Source organism: Streptomyces sp. PA03-5A (genome assembly GCF_033792725.1).
Lineage (GTDB): Bacteria > Actinomycetota > Actinomycetes > Streptomycetales > Streptomycetaceae > Actinacidiphila.
On sequence record NZ_JARAVL010000003.1, the window covers coordinates 295,016 to 319,738 of the forward strand.

The 24,723-nt window shown below is 73.4% G+C and carries 25 protein-coding genes; 15 read left to right on the plus strand and 10 right to left on the minus strand.

Annotated elements, in window-relative coordinates:
* Nucleotides 1-179 precede the first annotated feature (179 nt).
* From ftsH to PV410_RS05760, 8 genes are all read left to right on the plus strand, one after another.
* Nucleotides 180-2,234 (plus strand): ATP-dependent zinc metalloprotease FtsH, encoded by a 2,055-nt coding sequence (ftsH, locus tag PV410_RS05725; protein WP_500322720.1) that lies wholly within the window; start codon nt 180-182, stop codon nt 2,232-2,234.
* Between the two features lie 134 nt (nt 2,235-2,368).
* Entirely contained in the window at nt 2,369-2,977 is a 609-nt protein-coding gene (folE, locus tag PV410_RS05730; protein WP_500322721.1) for a GTP cyclohydrolase I FolE, read from the plus strand.
* Nucleotides 2,978-3,157: 180 nt separating this feature from the next.
* Complete coding sequence (locus tag PV410_RS05735; protein WP_500322723.1) at nt 3,158-4,915, plus strand: phosphatidylglycerol lysyltransferase domain-containing protein; 1,758 nt, start codon at nt 3,158-3,160, stop codon at nt 4,913-4,915.
* Between the two features lie 23 nt (nt 4,916-4,938).
* Nucleotides 4,939-5,793, plus strand: a complete 855-nt coding sequence (gene folP, locus PV410_RS05740) for a dihydropteroate synthase (protein WP_500322725.1) — start codon at nt 4,939-4,941, stop codon at nt 5,791-5,793.
* A gap of 284 nt (nt 5,794-6,077) precedes the next feature.
* On the plus strand, nt 6,078-6,563 hold the full coding sequence (locus PV410_RS05745; protein ID WP_499512517.1) for a nuclear transport factor 2 family protein: 486 nt from the start codon (nt 6,078-6,080) through the stop codon (nt 6,561-6,563).
* A gap of 217 nt (nt 6,564-6,780) precedes the next feature.
* Nucleotides 6,781-7,140 carry a dihydroneopterin aldolase gene (gene folB / locus PV410_RS05750; RefSeq protein WP_499512516.1) on the plus strand — a complete coding sequence of 120 codons (360 nt, stop codon included), beginning with the start codon at nt 6,781-6,783 and terminating at the stop codon, nt 7,138-7,140.
* Nucleotides 7,137-7,727, plus strand: coding sequence for a 2-amino-4-hydroxy-6-hydroxymethyldihydropteridine diphosphokinase (gene folK, locus PV410_RS05755; RefSeq protein WP_499512515.1), 591 nt, complete (start codon nt 7,137-7,139; stop codon nt 7,725-7,727). The genes folB and folK overlap by 4 nt, the downstream gene beginning before the upstream one ends.
* Nucleotides 7,728-7,781: 54 nt before the next feature.
* The gene (locus PV410_RS05760; protein WP_499516874.1) at nt 7,782-8,276 is read left to right on the plus strand and encodes a DUF3180 domain-containing protein; all 495 of its coding nucleotides are present in this window, start codon (nt 7,782-7,784) and stop codon (nt 8,274-8,276) included.
* A gap of 5 nt (nt 8,277-8,281) precedes the next feature.
* Here PV410_RS05760 and PV410_RS05765 read toward each other — a convergent pair whose 3' ends face one another.
* Complete coding sequence (locus PV410_RS05765) at nt 8,282-8,896, minus strand: GPP34 family phosphoprotein (RefSeq protein WP_500322726.1); 615 nt, start codon at nt 8,894-8,896, stop codon at nt 8,282-8,284.
* Between the two features lie 13 nt (nt 8,897-8,909).
* Nucleotides 8,910-10,097: an ABC transporter ATP-binding protein gene (locus PV410_RS05770; protein ID WP_500322764.1), complete on the minus strand. Its 1,188-nt coding sequence runs from the start codon at nt 10,095-10,097 to the stop codon at nt 8,910-8,912.
* 169 nt (nt 10,098-10,266) lie between these two features.
* Between PV410_RS05770 and PV410_RS05775 the strand changes: the two genes are divergently transcribed.
* The 4 genes from PV410_RS05775 (at nt 10,267) to PV410_RS05790 (ending at nt 13,788) form a co-directional block, all read left to right on the plus strand.
* Nucleotides 10,267-10,947, plus strand: coding sequence for an ABC transporter permease (locus PV410_RS05775; RefSeq protein WP_500322728.1), 681 nt, complete (start codon nt 10,267-10,269; stop codon nt 10,945-10,947).
* Complete coding sequence (locus PV410_RS05780) at nt 10,947-11,657, plus strand: ABC transporter permease (protein WP_500322730.1); 711 nt, start codon at nt 10,947-10,949, stop codon at nt 11,655-11,657. Before PV410_RS05775 ends, PV410_RS05780 begins: the two co-directional genes overlap by 1 nt.
* Nucleotides 11,654-12,619: an ABC transporter substrate-binding protein gene (locus PV410_RS05785; RefSeq protein ID WP_500322731.1), complete on the plus strand. Its 966-nt coding sequence runs from the start codon at nt 11,654-11,656 to the stop codon at nt 12,617-12,619. The genes PV410_RS05780 and PV410_RS05785 overlap by 4 nt, the downstream gene beginning before the upstream one ends.
* A gap of 176 nt (nt 12,620-12,795) precedes the next feature.
* The gene (locus PV410_RS05790) at nt 12,796-13,788 is read left to right on the plus strand and encodes a hypothetical protein (protein WP_500322732.1); all 993 of its coding nucleotides are present in this window, start codon (nt 12,796-12,798) and stop codon (nt 13,786-13,788) included.
* Between the two features lie 48 nt (nt 13,789-13,836).
* On the opposite strand, the gene PV410_RS05795 is transcribed toward PV410_RS05790, so the two are convergent.
* Nucleotides 13,837-14,979, minus strand: coding sequence for an NADH-quinone oxidoreductase subunit D (locus PV410_RS05795; RefSeq protein WP_500322733.1), 1,143 nt, complete (start codon nt 14,977-14,979; stop codon nt 13,837-13,839).
* A 20-nt stretch (nt 14,980-14,999) separates the two neighbouring features.
* Nucleotides 15,000-16,013: an SAM-dependent methyltransferase gene (locus tag PV410_RS05800; RefSeq protein ID WP_500322734.1), complete on the minus strand. Its 1,014-nt coding sequence runs from the start codon at nt 16,011-16,013 to the stop codon at nt 15,000-15,002.
* Nucleotides 16,014-16,230: 217 nt separating this feature from the next.
* Between PV410_RS05800 and PV410_RS05805 the strand changes: the two genes are divergently transcribed.
* Entirely contained in the window at nt 16,231-17,208 is a 978-nt protein-coding gene (locus PV410_RS05805; RefSeq protein WP_500322736.1) for a carbohydrate-binding protein, read from the plus strand.
* On the opposite strand, the gene PV410_RS05810 is transcribed toward PV410_RS05805, so the two are convergent.
* From PV410_RS05810 to PV410_RS05820, 3 genes are all read right to left on the minus strand, one after another.
* Complete coding sequence (locus PV410_RS05810; RefSeq protein WP_500322737.1) at nt 17,205-18,146, minus strand: 1-phosphofructokinase family hexose kinase; 942 nt, start codon at nt 18,144-18,146, stop codon at nt 17,205-17,207. The two genes, PV410_RS05805 and PV410_RS05810, sit on opposite strands and share 4 nt — an antisense overlap.
* Nucleotides 18,147-18,235: 89 nt before the next feature.
* The gene (gene nagA / locus PV410_RS05815; RefSeq protein ID WP_500322738.1) at nt 18,236-19,429 is read right to left on the minus strand and encodes an N-acetylglucosamine-6-phosphate deacetylase; all 1,194 of its coding nucleotides are present in this window, start codon (nt 19,427-19,429) and stop codon (nt 18,236-18,238) included.
* Nucleotides 19,372-20,286: an ROK family protein gene (locus tag PV410_RS05820; RefSeq protein WP_500322740.1), complete on the minus strand. Its 915-nt coding sequence runs from the start codon at nt 20,284-20,286 to the stop codon at nt 19,372-19,374. Before PV410_RS05820 ends, nagA begins: the two co-directional genes overlap by 58 nt.
* Before the next feature lie 207 nt (nt 20,287-20,493).
* On the opposite strand from PV410_RS05820, the gene PV410_RS05825 reads away from it, so the two are divergent.
* Both PV410_RS05825 and otsB read left to right on the plus strand, forming a co-directional pair.
* Complete coding sequence (locus PV410_RS05825) at nt 20,494-20,754, plus strand: DUF3263 domain-containing protein (protein ID WP_499512503.1); 261 nt, start codon at nt 20,494-20,496, stop codon at nt 20,752-20,754.
* 301 nt (nt 20,755-21,055) lie between these two features.
* The gene (gene otsB, locus PV410_RS05830) at nt 21,056-21,952 is read left to right on the plus strand and encodes a trehalose-phosphatase (RefSeq protein WP_500322741.1); all 897 of its coding nucleotides are present in this window, start codon (nt 21,056-21,058) and stop codon (nt 21,950-21,952) included.
* Here otsB and PV410_RS05835 read toward each other — a convergent pair.
* The 3 genes from PV410_RS05835 to PV410_RS05845 all read right to left on the minus strand — a co-directional run bounded on the left by PV410_RS05835 (nt 21,913) and on the right by PV410_RS05845 (nt 24,640).
* Nucleotides 21,913-22,773 carry an SDR family NAD(P)-dependent oxidoreductase gene (locus PV410_RS05835; RefSeq protein WP_500322742.1) on the minus strand — a complete coding sequence of 287 codons (861 nt, stop codon included), beginning with the start codon at nt 22,771-22,773 and terminating at the stop codon, nt 21,913-21,915. The genes otsB and PV410_RS05835 overlap by 40 nt on opposite strands.
* Nucleotides 22,774-22,874: 101 nt before the next feature.
* Nucleotides 22,875-23,540 carry a response regulator transcription factor gene (locus tag PV410_RS05840; RefSeq protein WP_500322765.1) on the minus strand — a complete coding sequence of 222 codons (666 nt, stop codon included), beginning with the start codon at nt 23,538-23,540 and terminating at the stop codon, nt 22,875-22,877.
* A gap of 2 nt (nt 23,541-23,542) precedes the next feature.
* Entirely contained in the window at nt 23,543-24,640 is a 1,098-nt protein-coding gene (locus tag PV410_RS05845) for a sensor histidine kinase (RefSeq protein WP_500322743.1), read from the minus strand.
* Nucleotides 24,641-24,723 lie beyond the last annotated feature (83 nt).

Here is a 24,723-nt window from a genome sequence, read left to right on the forward strand (position 1 = left end):
CCGACGCCCTCCTCCGCGTTGGAGGGTGGTAACGCTGTTTGTTTATGGTCTCCGGCGACTTCGGGTGACAATGCTGGGGTACCGTCCGAAGGTCGGTTCATACACCGGATGCACCGGCGGCCCCCAGGCCGCGGTGCCTCACTGTGGCAGGAGGGACGGGGCGATTTCGCCCCGCATGGATGGACGTGAAGCGCTATTTCCGTGGGCCAGTCATGTGGATCGTGCTGGCTGTCCTCGCCGTGGTCGTATTGATGCAGGTCGTCGGTTCTTCCGGTGGCTACAAGACGGTGGACACCGGCCAGGCCATTGAGGCGATCAACAGCAACCAGGCCAAGTCCGCCGAGCTGACCACCGGCGACGAGAACACGATCAAGGTCGAGCTCAAGGACGGCGCCAAGGTAGGCGACAAGGACCTGGGCTCCAAGATCAAGGCGAGCTACATCGGCGACCAGGGCGTCGACGTGGCCAAGATCCTGCAGGCGAAGGTCGACGACGGCGACAAGAGCACGCTGCCCGACGGCTACACCGTCGCGCCCTCGAAGCAGAACGCCTTCGTCGGCATCCTGCTGTCGTTGCTGCCCTTCGTCCTCATCGTCGTGGTCTTCCTGTTCCTGATGAACCAGATGCAGGGCGGCGGCTCCCGGGTCATGAACTTCGGGAAGTCCAAGGCCAAGCTGATCACCAAGGACACCCCGAAGACCACCTTCGCCGACGTGGCGGGCTCGGACGAGGCCGTCGAGGAACTCCAGGAGATCAAGGAGTTCCTGCAGGAGCCGGCGAAGTTCCAGGCCGTGGGCGCCAAGATCCCCAAGGGTGTGCTGCTCTACGGCCCGCCCGGAACCGGCAAGACCCTGCTCGCGCGCGCCGTCGCCGGTGAGGCGGGGGTCCCGTTCTACTCGATCTCCGGTTCCGACTTCGTCGAGATGTTCGTGGGTGTCGGCGCCTCGCGTGTCCGCGACCTGTTCGAGCAGGCCAAGGCGAACGCCCCGGCCATCGTCTTCGTCGACGAGATCGACGCCGTCGGCCGGCACCGCGGTGCGGGCCTCGGCGGCGGTCACGACGAGCGCGAGCAGACGCTGAACCAGCTGCTGGTCGAGATGGACGGTTTCGACGTCAAGGGCGGCGTCATCCTGATCGCCGCCACCAACCGCCCGGACATCCTGGACCCGGCGCTGCTGCGCCCGGGCCGTTTCGACCGGCAGATCGCCGTCGACCGCCCCGACCTGCAGGGCCGTCTGGAGATCCTCCGGGTCCACCAGAAGGGCAAGCCGGTCGCCCCGGACGTCGACCTCAAGGCCGTCGCCCGCCGGACCCCCGGCTTCACCGGCGCGGACCTCGCGAACGTGCTCAACGAGGCGGCGCTGCTCACCGCGCGCAGCGACAAGAAGCTGGTCGACAACGCGATGCTGGACGAGGCCATCGACCGTGTCGTGGCCGGCCCGCAGAAGCGCACCCGGATCATGTCCGAGAAGGAGAAGAAGATCACCGCGTACCACGAGGGCGGTCACGCCCTGGTCGCGGCGGCTTCTCCGAACAGCGACCCGGTCCACAAGATCACGATCTTGTCCCGCGGCCGTGCCCTCGGCTACACGATGGTCCTGCCCGACGAGGACAAGTACTCCACCACCCGCAACGAGATGCTCGACCGGCTCGCCATGACCATGGGCGGCCGCGCGGCGGAGGAGCTCGTCTTCCACGACCCCACCACGGGTGCCGCGGACGACATCGAGAAGGCCACCACCACGGCCCGCGCGATGGTCACCCAGTACGGCATGACCGAGCGGCTGGGCGCGATCAAGTTCGGGTCGAGCGACGGGGAGCCCTTCCTCGGCCGTGAGATGTCCCACCAGCGCGACTACTCGGAAGAGGTCGCCGGGCTGGTCGACGAAGAGGTCAAGAAGCTCATCGAGACCGCGCACAACGAGGCGTGGGAGATCCTGGTCGAGAACCGCGACGTCCTCGACAACCTCGTTCTGGCCCTCCTGGAGAAGGAGACGCTGAACAAGGAGGAGATCGCCGAGATCTTCAAGTCGATCGTCAAGCGTCCGGCGCGTCCGGCCTGGACGGGTTCCTCGCGGCGTACGCCGTCGACCCGCCCGCCGGTGCTCTCGCCCAAGGAGCTCGCCCTGACCAACGGCACCCAGCCGACGGCCAACGGCAGCACCACGGCGTCCTCCCTGAGCAAGTCCGCCGAGACGGTGGAGCTCCCGGAGGAGCCCAACCCGGAGTCCTGACGTCCGCGACGTGGCCTTGGTCACGGACATCGGAATGCGTGTCGCGCCCCCCAGGTTTCCTATCCTGGGGGGCGCGGCGTTTCCGCGGCTCCCGCGGTGCACGCATTTCGGTACGTCTGAGGAACGAGGCACACATGACCGACCCGGTGACCCTGGAGGGCGATCTGCGCCCCATCGGCGAGTTCGACGAGAAGCGTGCCGAGAACGCCGTCCGTGAGCTGCTGATCGCCGTCGGGGAGGACCCCGACCGCGAGGGGCTGCGGGAGACCCCCGGCCGGGTCGCGCGGGCGTACCGGGAGATCTTCGCCGGGCTCTACCAGGAGCCGGAGGACGTCCTGACGACCACCTTCGACCTCGGGCACGACGAGATGGTCCTGGTGAAGGACATCGAGGTGCTGTCGAGCTGCGAGCACCACCTGGTTCCGTTCGTGGGCGTCGCCCACGTCGGCTACATCCCCTCCGTGGACGGCAAGATCACCGGTCTGTCGAAGCTGGCCCGCCTGGTCGACGTCTTCGCCCGCCGCCCGCAGGTGCAGGAGCGGCTCACCACGCAGATCGCGGACTCGCTCATGCGGATACTCGAACCGCGCGGTGTGATCGTGGTCATCGAGTGCGAGCACATGTGCATGACGATGCGCGGGGTCCGCAAGCCCGGCGCGAAGACCATCACCTCGGCGGTGCGGGGCCAGTTGCGCGACCCCGCGACCCGCGCGGAGGCGATGAGCCTGATCATGGCCCAGTGACCTGAGGCGCCGCGGGCCCCGGCCCGCGGCCCGGTCGGCGTGCCCCGTTCCCCGTTCCCGTTCCGCGCTTCCCGCCCGGCGACGGAACCCGCCCGCCGGAGTTCACGTCCTACAGGGCGCAAATCTCCGACGAGAGCGGGGCGTGCGGTGGTGAACCGCATCGCCGGGGCGTGGTGGCTGATGTCTGTCGTGGCAGAGGAAGATCCCGCTGTCCGGGTTCCCCGGGACAGGGTGCGACGGCTCCCACGGCTGATGCCGGGGTCGGCGGCGCCCCGCGTGGTGGGGAGGGCGTGCGCGCTGGTGGGGCTGCTGGACCTCGCGGCGGCGGTGTTCCCTGGGTTCCGGCACAGCCGGATGCACGTGCTCGCCGGGGTCTTCCCGGGCACGGTCACCTCGGTGGCCGCGGCGGCGGGGGTGGTCACCGGCATCCTGATGCTGATGCTGGCGCACGCCCTCAAGCGGGGGAAGAAGCGCGCCTGGCGGGCGGCCGTGCTGCTGCTGCCGGCGGGCGCGGTGGCGCAGGTGCTGCACCGGCACTCGCTGGGCGGGGCCCTGCTGTCGGCGGTGCTGCTGGCCCTGCTGATCGGGTACCGGGCGGAGTTCTCGGCGCTCGGCGACCCCCGTACCCGGCTGAAGGCGGTCGCGGCCTTCGCGGGGCTGAGCACGCTCAGCCTGGTGGTGGGACTGGCCATCGTCTCCGCCCACCCGGCGGCGGAGATGGGCGACCCGTCCTGGACGGACCGGCTGGCCGAGGTGGTCTGCGGGCTCTTCGGCTTCGACGGGCCGGTCTCCTACGCCACCGGCCAGGCCTCCGACGTCGTCGCGTACTCGCTGGGCGGGCTGGGGTTCCTGATCGCCGCCACCACTGCGTACCTGGCACTGCGACCGGCCCACCCGGTCGCCGAGCTGACGGCCGGGGACGAGGAGCGGCTGCGGGCGCTGCTGCGACGGCACGGGGCCCGTGACTCCCTGGGGCACTTCGCGCTGCGCAGGGACAAGAGCGTGGTCTTCTCGCCGAGCGGCAAGGCCGCGGTCTGCTACCGCGTGGTGTCGGGGGTGATGCTCGCCAGCGGCGACCCGATCGGCGACGTGGAGGCCTGGCCGGGGGCGATACAGCGGTTCATGGCCGAGGCCCGGGCGCACGCCTGGATCCCCGCGGTCATGGGCTGCAGCGAGACCGGCGGGGAGGTGTGGACCCGGGAGACCGGTCTGGACGCCCTGGAGCTGGGCGACGAGGCGGTGGTGGAGACCTCCTGCTTCTCCCTGTCGGGGCGGGCGATGCGCAACGTGCGGCAGATGGTCAAGCGCACCGAGCGCGCGGGGTACGTGTGCCGGGTCCGGCGCGTGGCGGAACTGGGCGAGGAGGAACGCGACGGGGTCCGCCGCGCCGCGGACGCCTGGCGCGGCACGGACACCGAGCGGGGCTTCTCCATGGCGCTGGGCCGTTTCGGCGACCCGGCGGACGAGGAGTGCGTGGTGGTGACGGCGCACGACGCGCAGGACGTGCTGAGGGCGGTGCTCCACTTCGTGCCCTGGGGCGAGGACGGCATGTCGCTGGACCTGATGCGGCGCGACCGGTCCGCCGACCCGGGGCTGAACGAACTGCTGATCGTGGCCGCGCTGGTCGAGGCGCCGCGGCTGGGCGTGCGGCGGGTGTCGCTGAACTTCGCGATGTTCCGGTCGGCGCTGGCCCGCGGGGAGCGGCTCGGCGCGGGGCCGGTGCTGCGGACCTGGAGGGGCCTGCTGGTCTTCCTGTCCCGGTGGTTCCAGATCGAGTCGCTGTACCGGTTCAACGCCAAGTTCCAGCCGGAGTGGCTGCCGCGCTTCCTGGTCTTCCGGGCCACCGGGGACCTGCCCCGGATCGGCCTGGCCGCCATGCGCGCCGAGGGATTCGTCACCCTGGCGCTCCCCGCGTGGGCCTCCCGGCGCCTGCGGTGAGCCGCCCGCTCTAGGCTGACCTCATGGGTACGATGCGCGGCCACGTGGCCGGATTGCCGTCCTGGGACCGGTGCGCGGTCATGGGCGTGGTCAACGTCACGCCGGACTCGTTCTCCGACGGCGGCGACTGGTTCGACACGGACCTGGCCGTGAAGCACGGCCTGGACCTCGTCGCGGCCGGTGCCGACCTGGTGGACGTCGGCGGTGAGTCGACCCGTCCGGGCGCGGCGCGGGTGGACGAGGCGGAGGAACTGCGCCGGGTGGTCCCGGTCGTCCGCGAGCTGGCCAGGGCCGGGGTCGTGGTGAGCGTCGACACGATGCGGGCCACGGTCGCGGAGAAGGCGGTCGAGGCGGGCGCGGCGCTGGTCAACGACGTCAGCGGCGGACTGGCCGACCCGGCGATGATCCCGGTCGTCGCGGCGACGGGCAGCCCGTTCATCGTGATGCACTGGCGCGGCCAGAGCATCGACATGAACAACCGGGCGGTCTACCGGGACGTCGTCGGCGAGGTCACCACCGAGCTGCGGCGCAGCTTCGAGCACGCGGTGGCGGGCGGCGTCGACCCGGAGCGGATCGTCCTTGACCCGGGGCTGGGCTTCGCGAAGAACGCCGAACACGACCTGACCCTGATCGCCCACGTCGAGGACCTGCTGGCCCTCGGCCGCCCCCTGCTGATCGCGGCCTCCCGCAAGCGGTTCCTCGGCCGCGTGCTGGCCGGCGAGGGCGGCGATCCGCCCCCGGCCAGGGAACGCGACGCCGCCACGGCCGCCGTCACCGCCATCGTGGCGGGCCGCGGCGCCTGGGCGGTCCGGGTGCACGAGGTGCACGACAGCGCCGACGCCGTACGGGTCGCACGGGCGCTGGAAGGGGCTCGGTGAGCTACGTGTCCGACCGGGTGCCGAGGGGTGCCGGGAGAAGCGAACGAGGGGGCTTGGTGAGCGACGCACGCGAGGCTGCCGGGCGGCAGGCGGTGACGATGCCCGCGGCGGGGTGCCGAGCGGGCGGAGAAGCGAACGAGGGGGCTTGGTGAGCGACGCACGCGAGGCTGCCGGGCGGCAGGCGGCGATGATGCCCGCGGCGGGGTGCCGAGCGGGCGGAGAAGCGAACGAGGGGGCTTGGTGAGCGACGCACGCGAGCAGACGACGAGGGACGGGGGCACAGGATGACGCCGCGTACCGCCGAGGCCGCACGGGTCGAGGAGGCGAACCAGGCGTTCTACGACGCAGTGGAGCGGTCCGACCTGGACGCGCTGGAGGAGCTGGTGCTGACCGGCCCGCTGGCGGAGACGGTGTCCGTGGTGCACCCGGGCTGGCCGGTGCTGCGCGGGCGACGCGAGGTGATGCGCTCGTACGCCCTGATCATGGCGAACACCGAGTACATCCAGTTCTTCCTGACCGACGTGGAGGTGGCGGTCGACGGCGACACGGCCCTCGTCACGTGCACCGAGAACATCCTCACCGGCGGCCCCGCCGAGGAGGAGGGCGAGATGGGCTCCCTCGTGGGCGGCCTGGTGGTCGCCACGAATGTGTTTCGGCGCACACCGGAGGGCTGGCGGTTGTGGGTGCACCACGGTTCCCCGGTGATGGCGGACGGGGCCGACGAGGACGCCGCGGAGGACGCCGACAACGGCGGCGAGGGGTCAGCCTGAGGCCTTCTGACCACTCGTTCGAGCCAAGAAGTGGTGAAGGCCGGAGTAGGCCGCTGCGTCCCGGGGTAAGCGCGGGGCGGTCGGCCGCCGCCGTGCCCGGTACTGGGGACTGTCGGTGGTCGAAGGTACATTCGAGTAAGGGCGGAGCGGCCCTCCCCTCCCGCTGGGCGGGCGGACCGCGCCCGCCCGTCCGTCCGTCGACCAGCGGGAGTGAATCGTGGATCGTGTCGCGCTGCGCGGCCTGAAGGCCCGCGGGCACCACGGCGTGTTCGAACACGAGCGCCGCGAGGGCCAGGACTTCTTCGTGGACCTCGTCCTCGGCCTGGACACCGCCCCCGCCGCCGCCACGGACGACCTGACCAGGACCGTGCACTACGGCATCGTGGCCGAGGAGGTCACCGCCGTCGTCGAGGGCGAGCCCGTGGACCTGATCGAGACCTTGGCCCAGCGGATCGCCGACCAGGTCCTCAAGCACGACCTGGTCCAGGAGGTGGAGGTCACCGTGCACAAGCCGCATGCCCCGATCACCGTCCCGTTCGCCGATGTGTCCGTCACCATCACCCGGAGGCGCCCGTGAGCTACGACCCCACCGTGCAGCCGGTCCCGGCCTCCGTCGTCGCGCAGGTCGACGCCGCGGACTCGACGCTGCAGAATCCGAAGTTCGCCGTCATCTCGCTGGGCAGCAACCTCGGCAACCGCCTGGAGACGCTGCAGGGCGCCGTGGACGCCCTGGAGGACACCCCGGGCGTCCGGGTCAAGAAGGTCTCGCCGGTGTACGAGACGGAGCCCTGGGGCGTCGAGCCGGGCTCGCAGCCGAACTACTTCAACGCCGTCGTCCTGGTCAGGACGACGCTGCCGCCGTCCTCGCTGCTGGAGCGCGGCCGGGCGATCGAGGACGCCTTCGCCCGGACCCGCACCGAGCGCTGGGGCGCGCGCACCATCGACGTCGACATCGTGGCCTACCAGGGCGTGGTCTCCGACGACCCGGAGCTGACGCTGCCGCATCCGCGGGCGCACCAGCGGGCCTTCGTGCTGGCGCCGTGGCTCGACATCGACCCCGCGGCGGAACTGCCGGGACAGGGGCCGGTGGCCGGTCTGCTGGCCGGCGTGGGCCGCGAGAGCGTGTGGGCCCGGGGCGACGTGGAACTCAGGCTGCCGGAGTAATCGTTACGATCCCGTCGGTACGTTCGTCGATGTGATGTGGGGAGCGAGCACTCGGTGAAGGCGCTGCGCATCAGGACCCTGGTCGGACTGTTCGTGGTGGCCGGAGTGCTCTCCTGGGCCGGCGCGAAGCTCTGGGACTCGCTCGGCACCTTGCCGGGCGTGCCCGTGGCCGCGCCGATCGTGCTGGCGCTGATCGCCGCCGTGCTGGCGGCGACGGCGCTGTCGTTGCGCTCCAGGCTGCGCGCGCAGCGCGAGCGGCGTCCGGGAGCCAAGGGCGTGGACCCGCTGCTGGCCGCCCGGGCGGTGGTCTTCGGCCAGGCCAGCGCGCTGGTCGCTGCCCTGGTCGCGGGCATGTACGGCGGCGCGTGCGTCTTCCTCGTCATGTACCAGCTGGACAACGACCCCCGCCGTGACCAGGCGATCTACGCGGGCACCGCGGTGATCGCCGGCATCGCGGTCTGCGCCGCCGCGATCTTCCTGGAGCGGGTCTGCCGCCTCCCCGAGGACGAGGACGACAACCGCACCGGCGCGGTGGGCGGCCGGGCCTAGCTCTGTCAGTAGCCGCGCCGGACGTTCTCGGCGGCGGCGTCGGCCTGCCGGCGGGAGCGCCGTCGGCGCTCGGCCGTCAGCTCGGCCAGCGCGCCGTCGAGGGCGGCCAGGACGCGGGCCTTCGCGGGGTCGGTCACGCCGGGTGCCGCGTCGGCGGCTGGGCCGACGCGCAGGCCGAGCGCCCCGGTGAGGGCCGCGAGGACGGGCTCGTCCGCCGCCAGGCGGTCCGCCGCGCGGCGACGGGCGGGGGAGTCGCCCAGCACGGTCCGGGTGTCGCGGACCAGCCACCGCCGGTGCCGTTCCCGTACGACCTCGCCCCCGGCTTCCAGGGCGCCCAGGTAGACATCGGCCAGGCCGCGGCCCCTGCGCCACAGCCAGTCGCCGGGGGTCTCGTACGGCGTCCGGCGCACCAGCGCGGCCGCGGCCTCCTCCAGCAGCGGGTCGGCGATCTCCGGGTGCCCGCCCGGCACCAGGCGGTCGCCCTCCAGGGCTACCGCCCCCGCGGCCAGGAGGTCGACGGCCTCGGCCGCGGCGAGGGCGAGGGAGAGGTCGCCGGGCTCCACGGCGCGTTCGGCGGCCCGTTCCAGGGCGGTGATGATCAGGTCCCGCGGGGTGGTCATGGAACGCTCCGCATCAGGAGGCTTCCGCGTCCGGTTCGGCCCGGCGATTGTCGCCCGGCCCGGTCCCGGCCGCCACCGACCGCCCCGCGTCCTCGTCGTCGCCGTCCTCGTTGACCGAACGGCGCAGCGCGGTGTGGAGCGTCGCCGGGGTCAGCACCCCGGCGAAGCGGTCGCCGTCCACGACGGCTATCCAGCCCGCGTCGTGCTGGAGCATCGCGCTGAAGGCCCGCTTGAGGGGGGCGCCGACCGGGACCCAGGCCTCCAGGCGGCGGGTGTGGTCGGCCACGGTGCCCGAGGTGAGGGTGCCCGCGGCGACGTAGCCGCGCAGCCCGCCGTCGTCGTCGAGGACGACGGCGTAGGGGTCGCCCTGCTTCGCCAGGACGGCCGCGGCCTCCGCGGCGGGGGAGCCGGCGCGCACGACGGGCGGGTGCTCCAGGTCGGCGGTCTCGACCGGCGTGACGGACAGCCGCTTCAGACCGCGGTCTGAGCCGACGAAGTCGGCCACGTACGGGGTGGCGGGGGAGCCGAGCACGGTCGCGGGGGTGTCGTACTGCTCGATCCGGCCGGGGCCGAAGACCGCCATGCGGTCGCCGAGCCGGACCGCCTCCTCGATGTCGTGGGTGACGAACAGCACGGTCTTGCGCACCTGTTCCTGCAGCCGCAGGAACTCCGACTGCAGCCGCTCGCGCACCACCGGGTCGACGGCGCCGAAGGGCTCGTCCATCAGCAGCAGCGGCGGGTCGGCCGCCAGTGCCCGTGCCACACCGACCCGTTGCCGCTGCCCGCCGGAGAGCTGCTCCGGGTAGCGGGAGCCGTGCACGGACGGGTCCAGGCCGACCAGTTCCAGCAGCTCGGCGGCGCGCGCCCGGCGCTTGGCGCGGGTCCAGCCGAGCAGGTGCGGCACGGTCTCGGTGTTCTCCAGCACGGTCTTGTGGGGGAACAGCCCGACGTTCTGGATGACGTAGCCGATGCGGCGGCGCAGCCGTACCGGGTCGGTGCGGGCGATGTCCTCGCCGTCCAGCAGGATCCGGCCGGCGGTGGGCTCGATGAGCCGGTTGACCATCTTCATCGTCGTGGTCTTGCCGCAGCCGGACGGTCCGACGAGGGTCACGAGTTCGCCCTCGCGCACGTCGAAGGACAGGTCGTCGACGGCGGTGGTGCCGTCGGGGTAGCGCTTGGTGACGTTCTCGAAGCGGATCATCGGGACCTCTCGTCGGCGCTGGGCGGTGCGGCTCACCCCCCAGCTTGGTACACGCTCGGCGATGGTTGTGAAGGGGGTGTTGCGAGGATGTGGCGGGACGCCGGGAATGTCGGTGGCCGGGTTTACGCTCACCTGCATGATCTGAAGCGGGCGGGGGAGGTGGCATCGCATGGCCGGACAGGACTGCCTGGCGGCGAACGACTGGATCTGCGGTGAGTACGTGCGCACGCGCAGCCAGGAGTTGCTGGACGCGGGTGTGCAACATCTTTGGATCACCGTGGCGTCGGTGGCGGCGGGCGTGCTGCTCGCGTTGCCGCTGGCCCTGCTCGCCCGGCGCTGGCGGGTGGCCGCGGCGCCGGTGATGGGGGTGACGACGGTGCTCTACACGATCCCGTCGCTGGCCCTCTTCTCGCTGCTGGTGCCGGTTTTCGGGATCTCCGCGTCGGTGGTCGTCACCGGTCTGACCCTGTACTCGCTCACCATCCTCGTCAGGAACTTCCTGGCCGGTCTGGACGCTGTGCCCGAGGACGCGCGGGAGGCCGCGCGCGGCATGGGCTACGGGCCGATACGCCTGCTGTGGGAGGTCGAGCTCCCGCTGGCGCTGCCAGCGGTGATGGCGGGCGTGCGCATCGCCACGGTTGCCACGGTCTCCCTCACCACGGTCGGCGCGATCATCGGCTACGGGGGTCTCGGCAATCTCATCAAGGACGGCATGCAGAGCTTCTTCAAGGCGGAAGTGCTCACCGCGTCCGTGATCTGCGTGGTGTTCGCCCTCGTCGCCGATCTGCTGCTGCTCGGGGTGCAGCGGCTGCTCACGCCATGGACCAGGGCCGCCAAGGCGGTGGGCTGATGGGGACGATCCCCGGCGCGTGGCACTGGCTGACCACGGGCGCCAACTGGACCGGCACCGACGGAGTGCTGCAGCGGCTCGGCGAGCACCTGGTGCTGACCTCCGTGTCGTTGGCCATCGCCTGCCTCGTGGCCCTGCCGGTCGCGATCCTCCTCGGCCACCTCGGCAAGGGCGGCGCGCTCGCCGTGAACCTCTCGAACGTCGGGCGGGCGGTGCCCACCTTCGCCATCCTGGTGCTGCTCATCGTCGCGACGAACTCGGCGCGCTACTGGCCCACCATCATCGCACTGGTGCTGTTCGCCGTACCGCCGCTCCTCACCAACACCTACGTCGGCATGCGCCAGGTCGACCGGGACGCGGTGGAGGCCGCCCGCGGAATGGGGATGACCGGCGGCCAGCTGCTGGCCCGGGTGGAGCTACCGCTCGCGGCGCCCTTCGTCCTGAGCGGGGTGCGTTCGGCCGCCGTCCAGGTCGTCGCCACCGCCACGCTCGCCGCGATTCCCGGTGAGGGCGGCCTCGGCCGCATCATCACCGCGGGCTTCGCCCAGTTCGACACCCCGAAGGTCGTGGCTGGAGCGGTGCTCGTGGCCGCGTTCGCCCTGCTCGTGGAGGGAGTCTTCCTGTTGCTGCAGCGCCTGGTGTCCCCCACGCGGAAGTCCCGACCTTCCCGAAGACCTGCCCGTCCCACACATCAGATGGAGTTCTCATGAGCAAGGCCCTGCGCACCGCCACCGCCGTGGCCGCCGTGGCGGTCCTCTCCGCCGGCCTGGCGGCCTGCGGCGGCGACAGCCTGGAGAAGAGCGGGGGAGGGGGCAGTTCGTCGGCAGGCGGCGGCAAGGGTTCCCTGACCGTCGGCTCGGCCGGGTTCACCGAGAGCACGGTCCTCGCGCAGCTGTACGCGCAGTTGCTGACCGACGCCGGCTACAAGACCACGATCAAGACGGTCGACAACCGCGAGCTCTACGAACCCGCCCTGGAGAAGGGCCAGATAGATGTCGTCCCCGAGTACGCGGCCACGCTCGCGGAATTCCTCAACGCGAAGGTGAACGGCAAGGACGCCGCGCCCGTGGCCTCCTCCGACGTCGACGCCACCGTCACGGCGCTCACCGAACTCGCCGACCCGCGCGGGCTGAAGGTGCTGCCGGCCGGTGAGGCGGTCGACCAGAACGCGTTCGCGGTCACCAAGGACTTCGCGGAGAAGAACAACCTCAAGACCCTCTCCGACCTCGGGAAGTCGAAGATCAAGGTCAAGCTCGCCGCGGGCGAGGAGTGCTCCATCCGCCCCTTCTGCTCGCCCGGCCTGAAGAAGACCTACGGCATAGACGTCACGTCGGTCGACACCAAGGGCGTCGGCACCGTCCAGGCCAAGCAGGCCGTCAAGGACGGCACCGACCAGCTGGTGCTCACCACGACCACGGACGCCACCCTCGACCAGTTCGGCCTGGTGCTCCTGGAGGACGACAGGGGCCTGCAGAACGCCGACAACGTGCTGCCCGTCGTCAACGCGAAGGAGGCCGGCGGGGCGGACGTCGCCGCGGCCCTGGACAAGCTCACCCAGGTGCTGACCACGGCCGACCTGACCGAGCTGAACAAGCAGGTGGACGCGGAGCGCAAGAAGCCCGAGGACGTGGCCGCCGACTACCTGAAGTCGAAGGGCCTGCTGAAGGGCTGAGGCCCCGGGGCCGACGGACGGTCCCGGACGGACAAGATCGACTAAATGGTGGCGGGAGGGCGTTCGTGTGACGTTTGGTGCACGCGCGAGCGCCCTCCGTATTTGTCGTTGTGTGTTCGGTGAGAAATCGGATGCCGCGGCCCCACACGACGCACGGGCACGCTAAGTTCCCTTCCATGCCCCGTGGACGACACCGCCATTCCCAGCCGCTGCACCGGCTGCTCCCGCCCGTGACGGTCGCCGGCTCCGCCGCGGCCCTCGCCGTCGGCGCGCTGGTGATCGGTGATCCGGTGCTGCTCCGTGTGTTCGTCGTCGCGGCGGCCGGTGTCGCCGGCGGCGGCGCCTTCCTGCTGCGCAGCTGGGACCGTGCGGCCGGCAAGCAGGTCGCCGACCTGAAGACCGCGCGTGTGCGCGACGAGTGGCGTGCCGACGAGCGGATCGCGGAGCTCGAGGTGGACCTCGAGGACTCCCGCGAGCTGCGCGGCAAGCTGGAGAACAAGCTGCGCGGCAAGCGCGCCGAACTGGCCCGGCTCCGCACGGAGCACGCGGACCTGCTGCGCCGCTACGCCACCGCCGAGTCCGAGCGGGCCCGCGCCCTGGAGGACGGCCGCGTCGCCAAGAAGGCGGTCGGCTCCGCGCTGCCCGTGCCCTACACCTCGCCGGTCAGCCCGGCCGCGTACCTGCGGGCCGCCTCCGCGCTGCGGGACCTGTCGCGCAACGGCGCCCGCCAGCAGGCCGCGCTCACCGTCGAGGAGGCGCGCCGCCGCGACCTCGCCGACACCGACGAGCCGCAGGGCAGGCACGCGCTGGACCCGGCCGTCCGTGAGCGTCCCGCCGACGCCACCACCAGCGGCAGCGGGAACACCCCGGCGCTGCCGGTGCGCCAGCCCAAGCTCGTCCCGGCGGTCGCCGCGGCCGTGCTGCCGTACGCCAAGCCCAACCGGCAGGCCAGCCGAGCCCAGGGCGGCTTCGACTTCTTCGGCACGAAGAACGAGAAGGCCCGCCCCCAGGAACTGGAACCGGCCGGCGAGGCGGCGCCCGCGGGGGCGGACCTCGCCGACGTCGTCGGGGACGAGGCCGTGGCCGAGCAGGCCGAGGTCATCGACCTGACCGTGCACGACGAGACCGAGCAGCTGGACCTCAGCGAGCTGCGCGCCCAGTCCTCCTGACGCCCGGCTTCCCGACGTCCGGCGGGCCGCCCGCGGGCGGCCCGCCGGTCACTTGTCGATGTCGCCGACGACGAAGAACATCGAGCCCAGGATCGCCACCATGTCGGCGATCAGCGTGCCCGGCAGCAGTACGGCGAGCGCCTGGATGTTGTTGTAGGACGCCGAGCGCAGCTTCAGCCGGTACGGCGTCTTCTCGCCCTTGGAGACCAGGTAGTAGCCGTTGAGCCCGAGCGGGTTCTCGGTCCAGGCGTACGTGTGGCCCTCGGGGGCCTTGAGCACCTTCGGCAGCCGCTGGTTGACGGGTCCCGGGGGCAGCTCGGCCAGCCGGTCGAGGCACGCGTCGGCGAGGTCCAGGGCGACGTGGGTCTGCTCCAGCAGCACCTCGAAGCGGGCCAGGCAGTCGCCCTCGGTGCGGGTGGGGACCTTCAGGGTGTCCGCCAACGCCCCGTAGGCCAGGTACGGCTCGTCCCGGCGCAGGTCGAAGTCGACGCCCGAGGCGCGGGCGATCGGCCCGCTCACCCCGTACGCGTGCACGTCCCGCGCGGCGAGGACGCCGACGCCGCGGGTGCGGCCGCGGAAGATCTCGTTGCCGAGGACCAGGTCGTCGAAGGTCCCCATGCGCGAGCGCACGGCGGCGACGGCGGCCCGGACCCGGCCGTGCCAGCCGCTCGGGAGGTCCTCCTTGAGGCCGCCGACGCGGTTGAACATGTAGTGCATGCGGCCGCCGGAGACCTCCTCCATGACCGCCTGCAGGTCCTCGCGCTCGCGGAACGCGTGGAAGATCGGGGTGATCCCGCCCAGTTCGAGGGGGTAGGAGCCGAGGAACATCAGGTGGTTGAGCACCCGGTTCAGCTCGGCGAGCAGGGTGCGGGTCCACACGGCACGCTCGGGCACCTCCATGCCGAGCATGCGCTCCACGGCGAGCACGACACCGAGTTCGTTGGAGAAGGCGGAGAGCCAGTCGTGACGGTTGGCCAGCATGATGATCTGGCGGTAGTCCCGGGCCTCGAAGAGCTTCTCGGCGCCCCGGTGCATGTACCCGATGACCGGCTCGGCCGAGCCGATCCGCTCGCCGTCCAGGCTCAGGCGCAGGCGCAGCACCCCGTGCGTCGAGGGGTGCTGCGGGCCGATGTTCAGCACCATGTCGGTGCCTTCGGCCGCGCCGCCGATGCCGATCGTGGTCTCCGTCATGGGCCCAGTTTCCCATCCCTTTACGCGTCCCGGGGCGTGCCCCCCGCAGCTTCCGCGGCGGCCGGCACGGGCTGCTCCAGCCAGAGGAAGCCGCCGAGACCGGACGGCTCGGTGAGCTCGGCCGCCTGACCCGCGCGGGCCAGGGTGCGCACGTAGCCGGCGGGGTCGGAGGAGGCCAGGGAGAGCGGCGGGCGGGCCCCGGTGACCCCCAGGGCACCCAGGGCCTCGCGCTGGGTGCGCAGGACCGCCCCGGGGCCCGCGCAGGCGTCCATCGCCACGTGCGCCGTGATGTCGCAGGAGCCGTCGGGCACGGGCGGTGAGACCTCGCGGCCCGCCCGGAACGCGGTGAGCGTCCCGTACGGCGGGCGGGCCCCGGCCACGTGGCCGTAGTCGACCGCGACGGCGAGCCCGGTCTCCAGGGAGGCCACCGCGGCCGCCCAGGCGGAATCCCGCCAGCGGCCGATCTCCGCCCGGGTCCCGGCCTCCGCGCCCTCGACCGGCCACCAGCGGCGCAGCCAGGCGGCGTCCTCCCCGGACACGGCGTCGCCGAGGCGCTCGGCGCCGTCCGAGGCGCGGACGAGGACGTGGCGGGGCACACCGTGCGCGTCGGTCTCCGCCACCGCGACCGGCACGTTGTCCAGCCACTCGTTGGCGAAGAGCAGGCCCCGCAGGCCCCGCGGGAGCTCGTCGGACCAGGTCACCCGGGCGTCCAGGCCGTCCGGTCGGGGGGCCTTCTCCACCGCGTGGGGCCGCAGGCGGGCGCGCAACGTGGCGGGAACCACATCGAGCACCCCCGTGAGCAGTTCCCCGGCGCCCGCGCCGACGTCCACCAGGGCCAGCTCGCCGGGGTGCCCGAGGTCCGCGTCGACGCGCTCCAGGAGCCGGGCGACGGCGCCCGCGAACAGCGGCGAGGCATGCACCGAGGTGCGGAAATGGGCGGCCGGGCGCTCCCGGCGGAAGAAGCCTCCCGGGCCGTACAGGGCCCGCTCCGTGGCCTCCCGCCACCCCGTCCACGCGGCTGTGCTGTCGATCACGTCTCCACCGTATGTGCACAACCCGGGGCTTCGGACGGTTGAGCGGTCCATCACCGGTTCCAGGTAGGGTGCCGTGGTCAGAGGTGTGTCCGCCCGTGACGGCCGCGGATGAATCGATCATGAACATTCGGCCACCGCGTGAGCGTACGCCTATTGCCGGATGGCCCGGTACTGACAGGTGCTGTGCAAGTGACAGGCAGTGGAAGGTGAAGAGCGGATGACGGCCGGCAACAACGGTGCCCCCGAGCCCGGGAGTGACGACCCCTTCGCGTACCTGTACCGCCAGGACGGCGAGGAGCCGGGTCAGGCGGCTGCTGCCCAGCCCGGTGTGCCCCGCACCTCGTACAACCAGGTGCAGCGGGTCGGTGAGCGGCGCCAGCAGCAGCCGCAGCAGGGCGGCTACGGCTACCCGCAGCAGCAGCCCGCGTACGGCCAGCAGGCGCCCTCCTACGGTCAGCCGCAGCCCCAGCAGGCACAGGCGACCCAGCAGTTCCCCCAGGGCCCCCAGGGCCCCGCAGGCCCGTCGGGACCGGCCGGCGGCGGCGGCCGGCGCGCCGCGTCCCCGCGTGCCGGCGGCCCCAACAGCAAGGGCCTGCTGATCGGCGCCGTCGCCGTGGTCGCCGCCGTCGCGATCGGCATCGGCGTCGCCATGGCGGGCGGTGACGACAAGACCCCGCAGGCGGGCGGCGGCTCCACGCCGACCGCGAGCAGCGACGGCGGCAAGGACGACAGCTCCGGCGAGCCTTCGGCCTCGGCGAGCGCGACCGTTCCGGGAGTCGTGGACGCGGCCACCCTGAAGCTGGCCGGCGGTGCCACGATCGCCACCGGCGTCTCCGGCGGCAAGGGTGCCGACGGCAAGTACGTCGCCGGGATGGAGTCCGTGGGTGCCTCCGCCACGTGGAACTTCTCCGTTCCCGAGGACGGCGCGTACACGCTGTTCGTGGAATACAGCGTGCCGGGCGCCGACGGGAACGCCACGATCACCGTCAACGGCGAGAAGCAGCAGCGGCCCATGAGCCTGCGGAACTTCGCGCACGCCAAGCCTGGTGACTACGAGGGCGGCTGGACCAAGTCCTACAGCTACATCCGGCTGAAGCAGGGCGAGAACACGGTGGCCCTGTCCTGCGAGGCGGGCAACCAGTGCAACTACTACCTCGACCAGGTCTCGGTCGAGCAGGGCGAGCACAAGGGCTAACGCCCCGTCTCCTCCGAGCACAGCACCTCGACCCGCCCCAGCAGGTCCTCGTACACCCCGCGGTCGAACTCGCCCGCCACCGGTGCCGCCACGGTGGCCGCCGAGAGGGCGACGGCGCGGGCCAGGCGCCGCGGCCAGTCGAGGCCCTCGACGAGCCCGGAGAGCAGGGCGGCGACGGCGGAGTCGCCGGCGCCGGCGGGATTGCCGGGGAGGGGCGCCGGCGGCCGGGCGGTCCACACGGTGCCGTCCTCGGCGAGGGCGAGCATGCCGTCGGGGCCGAGCGAGGCGGCGACGGCGCGGGCGCCGCGGCGGCGGGCGTCACGGGCGGCGCGCATGGGCTCCGTCGCGCCGGTGAGCCCGGTCAGTTCGGCGGCGTTGGGCTTGACCAGATCGGGCCGGGCGGCCAGGCCGCGCCGCAGCGGCTCACCGCTGGTGTCCAGCAGCACCGGGACGCCCGCGGCGCGGGCGTCCCGCACGAGTTCGGCGTAGCAGCCGACCGGCAGTCCCGGCGGGAGGCTGCCGCACAGCGCCACGGCGCGCGCCGCGCCGCCGTCCAGGAACGTGCGGTACGTACAGAGGAAGGCCGCCCACTCCTGCGAGGTGATCGTCGGGCCGGGCTCGTTGAACATCGTGGTGTCGCCGCCCGACTCGTCCACGACGCCCACCGTCCGCCGGGTGCTGCCGGAGGTGGGCACGAGGGCGTCCGTGACGCCGTCGATCCCCGTCAGGTAGGCCCGCAGCCGGTCACCGGACGCGCCGCCCGCGAAGCCGGTCGCGACGGCCTCGTGGCCGAGCGCGGCGAGGACGCGGGCGACGTTCAGCCCCTTGCCGCCGGGACGTTCCGCGGCCTCCGACACCCGGTGGGTGGTGTGCGGCCGCAGCCGGGGGACGCGGTAGGTCACGTCGATGGCGGCGTTCAGCGTGACGGTGACGATCACCGCATGATCCCTTCGAACAGCGTGTGCGATGGGAAGGGATCATGCCAAAGGAACGCCCGGAGGCACAGACCCCGCCGCCTTGGGGTCCGTCAGGGCTCGACGACCCAGCTGCCCTTCCGCATCACGCCCACGAGGTCGAACGACGCGTCCAGGACCACCAGGTCGGCGTCCTTGCCCGGCTCCAGGGAGCCGATCCGGTCGTAGGCGCCCAGCAGTCGCGCCGGGTTGGCGCTCAGCGCGCGCACGGCGTCGCCGACGGGCAGCCTGTCCACGGTCACCGCCCGCTTGAACGCGGTGTCCAGGGTCAGCGTGGAACCCGCGATGGAGCCGCCCTCGACGAGCCGGGCGACGCCGTCGACGACGTCGACCTCCATCGGGCCCAGCAGGTAGCGGCCGTCGCCGAAGCCGGCCGCGTCCATGGCGTCGGTGATGAAGGCGACCCGGTCGGCCCCGGCGCTGCGGAACGCCATCTCCAGGACGGCCGGGTGCAGGTGGACGCCGTCGTTGATGAGCTCGACGGTGACCCGCTCGTCCTCCAGCAGCGCGGCGATCGGGCCGGGTGCGCGGTGCAGCAGCGCGGGCATGGCGTTGAACAGGTGCGTCGCCACGGTCGCGCCCGCCTCGACGGCCTGCAGGGTGGCCTCGTACGCGGCGTCGGTGTGGCCGACGGCGGCGATGACGCCGTGCTCGGCCAGCAGCCGCACCGAGTCGAGCCCGCCGGGCAGTTCGGGGGCGAGGGTCACCATGCGCGCGGTTCCGCGGGCGGCATCGAGCAGCTTGCGGACGTCCGAGGGGTGCGGGTCGCGCAGCAGCGAGGGCTTGTGCGCGCCGCGCCGGTGCGGGGAGATGAACGGCCCCTCGAAGTGGATGCCGGCCAGGTCGCCCTGCTCGACCAGTTCGGACAGCAGCGCGGCCTGCCGGGACAGGTCGTCGAGGTCCCCGGTGACCGTCGAGGCGAGCAGGGTGGTGGTGCCGTGCCGCCGGTGGGTGGCGACGCCGGTGAGGACGGCCTCGGCGTCACCGGAGGAGAAGGACGCGCCGCCGCCGCCGTGCACGTGGATGTCGACGAAGCCGGGGACGATCCAGTGTCCGGCCAGGTCGCGGGTGGACGCCTGGAGCGGGTCGTTCGCGACGATCGAGCGGCCCTCGACGGTCAGCCGGCCGTCCTCGACCACGCCGTCCGGCAGCACCACACGGGCACCGGTCAGCACGCTAGTTGCCGCAGTCAAGCGGTCACCTCCACGGAGAGAAGATCCCAGGCGAGCAGCCCTGCGCCCAGGCATCCGGCGGTGTCCCCGAGGGCCGCCGGCACGATGAGGGGGAGTTGCTGGAAGGTCAGCCGCCGCTCGACGGCGGCCCGCAGCGGTGCGAAGAGGGTGTCGCCGGCCTCGGCGAGCCCGCCGCCGACGATCAGTGTTCCCGGGGTCATCAGGGTGATCCCGGTGACCAGGCCGTCGGCGAGGGCGGCGACGACCTCGTCCCACACGGCCGCCGCGCGGGGGTCGCCCGCCTCGACGGCGGCGGCGCAGCCGGCGGCCCCGGCGTCCGGGCTCCCGCCCGCGGCCTCCCAGGCGCGGGCCACGGCGGCGGCGGAGGCAGCCGTCTCCAGGCAGCCCCGCTGGCCGCAGCCGCAGACCGGGCCGCCGGGGCGGACGACGACGTGCCCGAGCTCGGTGGCCTCGACACGGCCCTCGATGCCGATCGCCCCGGCGATGCCGGTGCCCAGCGCCACGAACAGGAAGCGCTCGGCGCCCCGCCCCGCGCCCAGCCGGCCCTCGGCGAGGCCGCCGGCGCGCACGTCGTGGCCGAGGGCGACGGGGGTGCCGTCGAGGCGGCGGGTGAGCAGGTCGCGCAGGGGCGCGTCGCGCCAGCCGAGGTTCGCGGAGTAGACCGCGATGCCGGCCCGCTCGTCGACCAGCCCGGGCACGGCGACGCCGGCCGCGGCGGCGGGCTCGCCGTAAGCGCTTTCGCCGTAGGTACGAAGGTCCGCGGCGAAGTCGAGCACGGAGTCGACCACGGCACCCGGGCCGCGCTCCCGGCCGGTCGGGCGGCGTGCCTCGTGCAGCAGCGTGCCGTCCGCCGCGACCAGGGCGGCCTTCATGCCGGTGCCGCCCACATCGAGGGCGATGACGTGTCTCACGGGGGACAGTGTCGCGCGGGACCCCGCAAAAGGTCTAGTCCACTCGTCGAAAGAGATCGCGTGCCGCGTGCGAACGGGCGCCGGGCGGGGTCGCGGGCGCGAACCCCGAGTGGTGTAGACCTCATGAGGGGGGTCGGTGTCGGGACTCCGTGTGACCGGAGGGACACCCGGCGCATCCGCCGGGCGGGGCGCGGATATGGTGGTCGGATGGAACGGGACGAGACCGGGGCGGACGCCCCCGCGGACGGGCTGACGGAGCAGGACCGCGCCGTCCTCGACATCGCCCGCCGCACGTGGGCCGGACCCGGCGCGAAGGAACGCGCCGTCCGCGAACGCCTCGGCATCTCCCCCACGCGCTACTACCAGCTCCTCAACGCCCTCCTCGACGACCCCCGCGCCCTCGCGCACGACCCCGTCACGGTCAACCGCCTCCGCCGCACCCGCGACACCCACCGCACCACCCGCTGACGCCCGCCCCGCGCGGTGGCGCGATGGATGCCCCCGCCGGTGACCGGGTGTCCGGGGTTCGGGCGGCGGTGGGAGAGCCGCGCAGGAGCGGTGGATCCGCGGCGGACACCACCAGTCCGCGCCCGTCCTTCCGGCAGTGAGATGGGCGTCCCTGCCGGTGACCGGTGGTCCGGGGTTCGGGTGGGGAGACCGCCCGCCGCAGGCGCGGCGGACCCGCGGGCGGGGGCGGAGAACACCGCCGGAAGCGGGATGCTTCCGTACGCCGGGCATGCCCCCCGCAGGGGTCGGTATGGTCGGGGGCATGAGCCGCAGCCGCAGGGACGAACTGCCGGTACCCACGACGCCCGAGGGCAAGGACGGCCTGGCCGCACTGCTCGCGGAGCCCCGCAGGGCCGTGCTGGCCCTGGACTTCGACGGGACGCTGGCGCCGATCGTGCCGGATCCGGACGCCGCGCGGGCGCATCCCCGCGCGGCCGCCGCACTGGCCCGGCTGGCGCCGCGGATCGGGTCCGTCGTAGTCGTGACGGGCCGTCCCGCGGGCGTGGCCGTGCGGTACGGGGGCTTCGCCGGCGTGCCGGCCCTGGAGCACATGGTCGTGCTGGGCCACTACGGCGCCGAGCGGTGGGACGCCCGTTCCGGCGAGGTCAAGGCGCCCGGCGCGCACCCCGGGGTCAACGCGGTGCGCGCGGAGCTGCCGGGCGTGCTGGACGCGATCGGGGCGTGGCACGGCACGTGGGTGGAGGACAAGGGCCGCGCCGTGGCCGTCCACACGCGCCGCACGGAGGATCCGCAGGCCGCGTTCGAGGCGCTGAGCGGACCGCTGCGCGATCTGGCGGACCGGCACGGGCTGATCGTGGAGCCGGGCCGGATGGTGCTGGAGCTGCGGCCGCCTGGCATGGACAAGGGCGTGGCCCTCAACGACTACCTGCGGGAGGTCGGCGCCGGTCCCGTGCTGTACGCCGGTGACGACCTGGGCGACCTGGCCGCCTTCGGGGCCGTGGAGAAGCGGCGTGCCGACGGCCTGCCCGGTGTGCTGGTGTGCAGCGGCAGCGCGGAGGTGGCCGAACTGGCCGCCCGGGCCGACCTCGTCGTGGACGGCCCGGAGGGCGTCGTGGCGCTCGTCGACGCCCTCGCGGACGCCCTGGAGGAGCGGGACGGTCAGGACGGGTCCGAGAGCCAGCCGCCGGTCAGCGACTGAACCGCGGACCCGTCGAGGTCCGCGAGCTTCACGCCCGTGAACTCCCGGGCCCGCGGGGAGGTCTGGACGCGGAAGGGCGGCCGCTCGGCGCCGAGCACCTCGACGATGGGCGCCGCGGCCTCGTCGATGGTCTGGGCGGCCGTGAACGCCTGCGTGGTCCGGTCGAGGTAGTGGGTGAACGCGGGCCGGTAGGGGCCCGCGGCCGCCGCGTACGCGGGGATGTCGATGCCGAGGTTGGCGACGAACTCGCTGCCGACCGCGCCCGGTTCGACGACGCTCACGGTGACCCCAACCGCGGCCGCCACGGGCGCGAGCGCCTCCATGTAGCCCTCGACCGCGAACTTCGCGGCGCAGTAGGCCTCGTTGAAGGGCTGCCCCACGACGCCGCCCACGCTGGTGACGGTGACCAGCCGCCCGCCGGAGGCGCGCAGGTGGGGCATCGCGGCCTTGGTGACCTCGACGACGCCGAAGAAGTTGACCTCCATCGTGGCGCGGACGTCCGCGACCGTCTCCAGCTCGATCGTGCCGACGTGCCCGGCGCCGGCGTTGTTGACCACCGCGTCCAGGCCGCCGGACTCCACGACGACGTCCTCCACCACCGCGGCGACCAGCCGGGCGTCGGTCACGTCCAGCCGCTTCACGTGGACGTGTTCGGCGACCCCCGCCCCGGCCGCGGCCTTGCGGAGGGCGTCCGCCTTCCCGGGGTCGCGCATGGTCGCGACGACGTTCCAGCCGGCACGGGCGGCGGCCACGGCGGTGGCCAGGCCGATGCCTGAGGAGGTGCCGGTGATCAGGACGGTCCTGGAGGTGCCGGTGGTCATGCGGTGGCTCTCGCTCTCTGCCGGGCCGTGCGGGTGCGCAGGTGCGCGGGTGCGCGCGTACTGATGACCGCACCCTAGACAGCCCGGGGGCCTCCGCCCGGTCAGCCCCGGCCCGTGGCGTCCGCGTCGTGGACGAGGAGGGCGATCTGGACCCGGTTGTTCAGGCCGAGCTTGCCGAGGATGCGGGAGACGTGGGTCTTCACCGTCGGCACGCTCATGTGGAGCCCGGCCGCGATGTCCGCGTTGGACCGGCCCTCCCCGATGGCGAGGGCCACCTCGTGCTCCCGCTCGCCCAGCGACGCGAGCCTGCGCCGTGCGGTGGCCCGCGCGCCCCTTCCTCCGGCGCCGGATTCGGCGACCTGGGCGATCAACTGCCGTGTCACCGCCGGGGACAGCACCGGTTCGCCGGCCGCCACCTTCCGTACCGCCTCGACGATCTCGCGCGGCGCCGTGTCCTTCAGGACGAAGCCCGCCGCGCCCGCGCGCAGCGCCCGCAGCACGTGCTCGTCGGTGTTGAAGGTGGTCAGCACGATCACCTCGGGCGCGCCCGGCCGCGCCCGCAGCGCCTCGGTGGCCGCGAGGCCGTCCACGACGGGCATGCGGATGTCCATCAGCACCACGTCGGGGGAGTGCTCCTGGACCAGGGCCGCCACCTCGCCGCCGTCCGCCGCCTCGGCGACGACCTCGACGTCCGGCGCCCCGCCCAGCATCATCCGCAGCCCGGCCCGCACCAGCGGGTCGTCGTCCACCAGCAGCAGCCGCACCATCGTCACGCCGCCCACGGTAGCCAGGCGCGCAGCCGGAAGTCCCCGCCGGCCCGGCCGTGCTCCAGGTCGCCCCCGGCGAGCGAGGCCCGCTCCGTCAGCCCGATCAGCCCCTGCCCGGCGCCGGGGATGGCCGGCACCACGGCCGCCGCGGCCGGCACCGGGTTGCTGACCTCGACGGTCAGCCCCCGCGCCGGACCGCCGGCGAGCCGCACGGTCACCTCCGTGCCGGGGGCGTGCTTGCGTGCGTTGGTCAGCGCTTCCTGCACGATCCGGTACGCCGTGCGCCCCGAGGCGGCGGGCGCCGCCGCCACGGCGTCGTCGTCCGCTTCCAGCACGATCCGCATCCCGGCGTCCCGGGACTCCTCGACCAGCCGCGGCAGGTCCGCCAGCGTGGGCTGCGGCCGTCCGCCCGCGCCGTCCGCCGTACCGGAACCGTCCGGCTCGCGCAGGACGCCGATGATGCCGCGCAGGTCGTCCAGCGCCTGGTGCGCGCTCTCCCGGATCACCCCGGCGGCCCGCTCGATCTCCGCGGGGGACGCCCCCGGGTGGAACTCCAGCGCTCCCGCGTGGACGCTCAGCAGCGACAGCCGGTGCGCCAGCACGTCGTGCATCTCCCGGGCGATCTCCTCGCGCGCCTGCCGCCGTCCGCGCTCGGCGTACGAGGCCAGCAACTGGCGCCGGGAGCGCACGTAGAGCCCCCAGCCAATCGAGCCCGCCATGATCACGAAGAAGGTCGTCGCCGAGCCGGTCTCCGGCAGGTCCGGGTCGGGCCCCCGCGCCACGAACAGCGGCAGCGGAGCGAACGCCAGGGCCGCCACCCAGGCCGTCGTGCGCAGCGGCCGGTGCGCCGCCGCGGTGAAGACCGCCACCGCGGTCGGGCCGCCGACCAGGTGCGCGAACCACCCGGTCACCAGCAGCACCACCGCCAGCTGCACCGGCCACCGCCGCCGCAGGAAGAGCGCCGCGCACGCGGCCGCGCTGACCGCCTGCTCGACGGCCCCGACCGGGGCACCCACCCCGTCCACGGACAGCACGGAGAAGGCCGCCGCACCGAGGAAGACCGCGATGTCGGCGACGATGCCCTTCCGTACGCGTCGCATGTTCCCGAATGTACGGTCCCGGGGCGCCGGCACCACCCCCGCGCCCCAAGTCGAGACTTTCGGACGACAGCCCCCGCGCGATC

Bases quoted from the DNA above. Each gene is read 5' to 3' on its own strand.
- ftsH (WP_500322720.1), top strand. From the start codon at position 180: ATGGACGTGAAGCGCTATTTCCGTGGGCCAGTCATGTGGATCGTGCTG.
- folE (WP_500322721.1), top strand. From the start codon at position 2,369: ATGACCGACCCGGTGACCCTGGAGGGCGATCTGCGCCCCATCGGCGAG.
- PV410_RS05735 (WP_500322723.1), top strand. From the start codon at position 3,158: ATGTCTGTCGTGGCAGAGGAAGATCCCGCTGTCCGGGTTCCCCGGGAC.
- folP (WP_500322725.1), top strand. From the start codon at position 4,939: ATGGGTACGATGCGCGGCCACGTGGCCGGATTGCCGTCCTGGGACCGG.
- PV410_RS05745 (WP_499512517.1), top strand. From the start codon at position 6,078: ATGACGCCGCGTACCGCCGAGGCCGCACGGGTCGAGGAGGCGAACCAG.
- PV410_RS05765 (WP_500322726.1), bottom strand. From the start codon at position 8,896: ATGACCACCCCGCGGGACCTGATCATCACCGCCCTGGAACGGGCCGCC.
- PV410_RS05770 (WP_500322764.1), bottom strand. From the start codon at position 10,097: ATGATCCGCTTCGAGAACGTCACCAAGCGCTACCCCGACGGCACCACC.
- PV410_RS05775 (WP_500322728.1), top strand. From the start codon at position 10,267: ATGGCCGGACAGGACTGCCTGGCGGCGAACGACTGGATCTGCGGTGAG.
- PV410_RS05780 (WP_500322730.1), top strand. From the start codon at position 10,947: ATGGGGACGATCCCCGGCGCGTGGCACTGGCTGACCACGGGCGCCAAC.
- PV410_RS05785 (WP_500322731.1), top strand. From the start codon at position 11,654: ATGAGCAAGGCCCTGCGCACCGCCACCGCCGTGGCCGCCGTGGCGGTC.
- PV410_RS05790 (WP_500322732.1), top strand. From the start codon at position 12,796: ATGCCCCGTGGACGACACCGCCATTCCCAGCCGCTGCACCGGCTGCTC.
- PV410_RS05795 (WP_500322733.1), bottom strand. From the start codon at position 14,979: ATGACGGAGACCACGATCGGCATCGGCGGCGCGGCCGAAGGCACCGAC.
- PV410_RS05805 (WP_500322736.1), top strand. From the start codon at position 16,231: ATGACGGCCGGCAACAACGGTGCCCCCGAGCCCGGGAGTGACGACCCC.
- nagA (WP_500322738.1), bottom strand. From the start codon at position 19,429: ATGCCTGGGCGCAGGGCTGCTCGCCTGGGATCTTCTCTCCGTGGAGGT.
- PV410_RS05825 (WP_499512503.1), top strand. From the start codon at position 20,494: ATGGAACGGGACGAGACCGGGGCGGACGCCCCCGCGGACGGGCTGACG.
- otsB (WP_500322741.1), top strand. From the start codon at position 21,056: ATGAGCCGCAGCCGCAGGGACGAACTGCCGGTACCCACGACGCCCGAG.
- PV410_RS05835 (WP_500322742.1), bottom strand. From the start codon at position 22,773: ATGACCACCGGCACCTCCAGGACCGTCCTGATCACCGGCACCTCCTCA.
- PV410_RS05840 (WP_500322765.1), bottom strand. From the start codon at position 23,540: ATGGTGCGGCTGCTGCTGGTGGACGACGACCCGCTGGTGCGGGCCGGG.
- PV410_RS05845 (WP_500322743.1), bottom strand. From the start codon at position 24,640: ATGCGACGCGTACGGAAGGGCATCGTCGCCGACATCGCGGTCTTCCTC.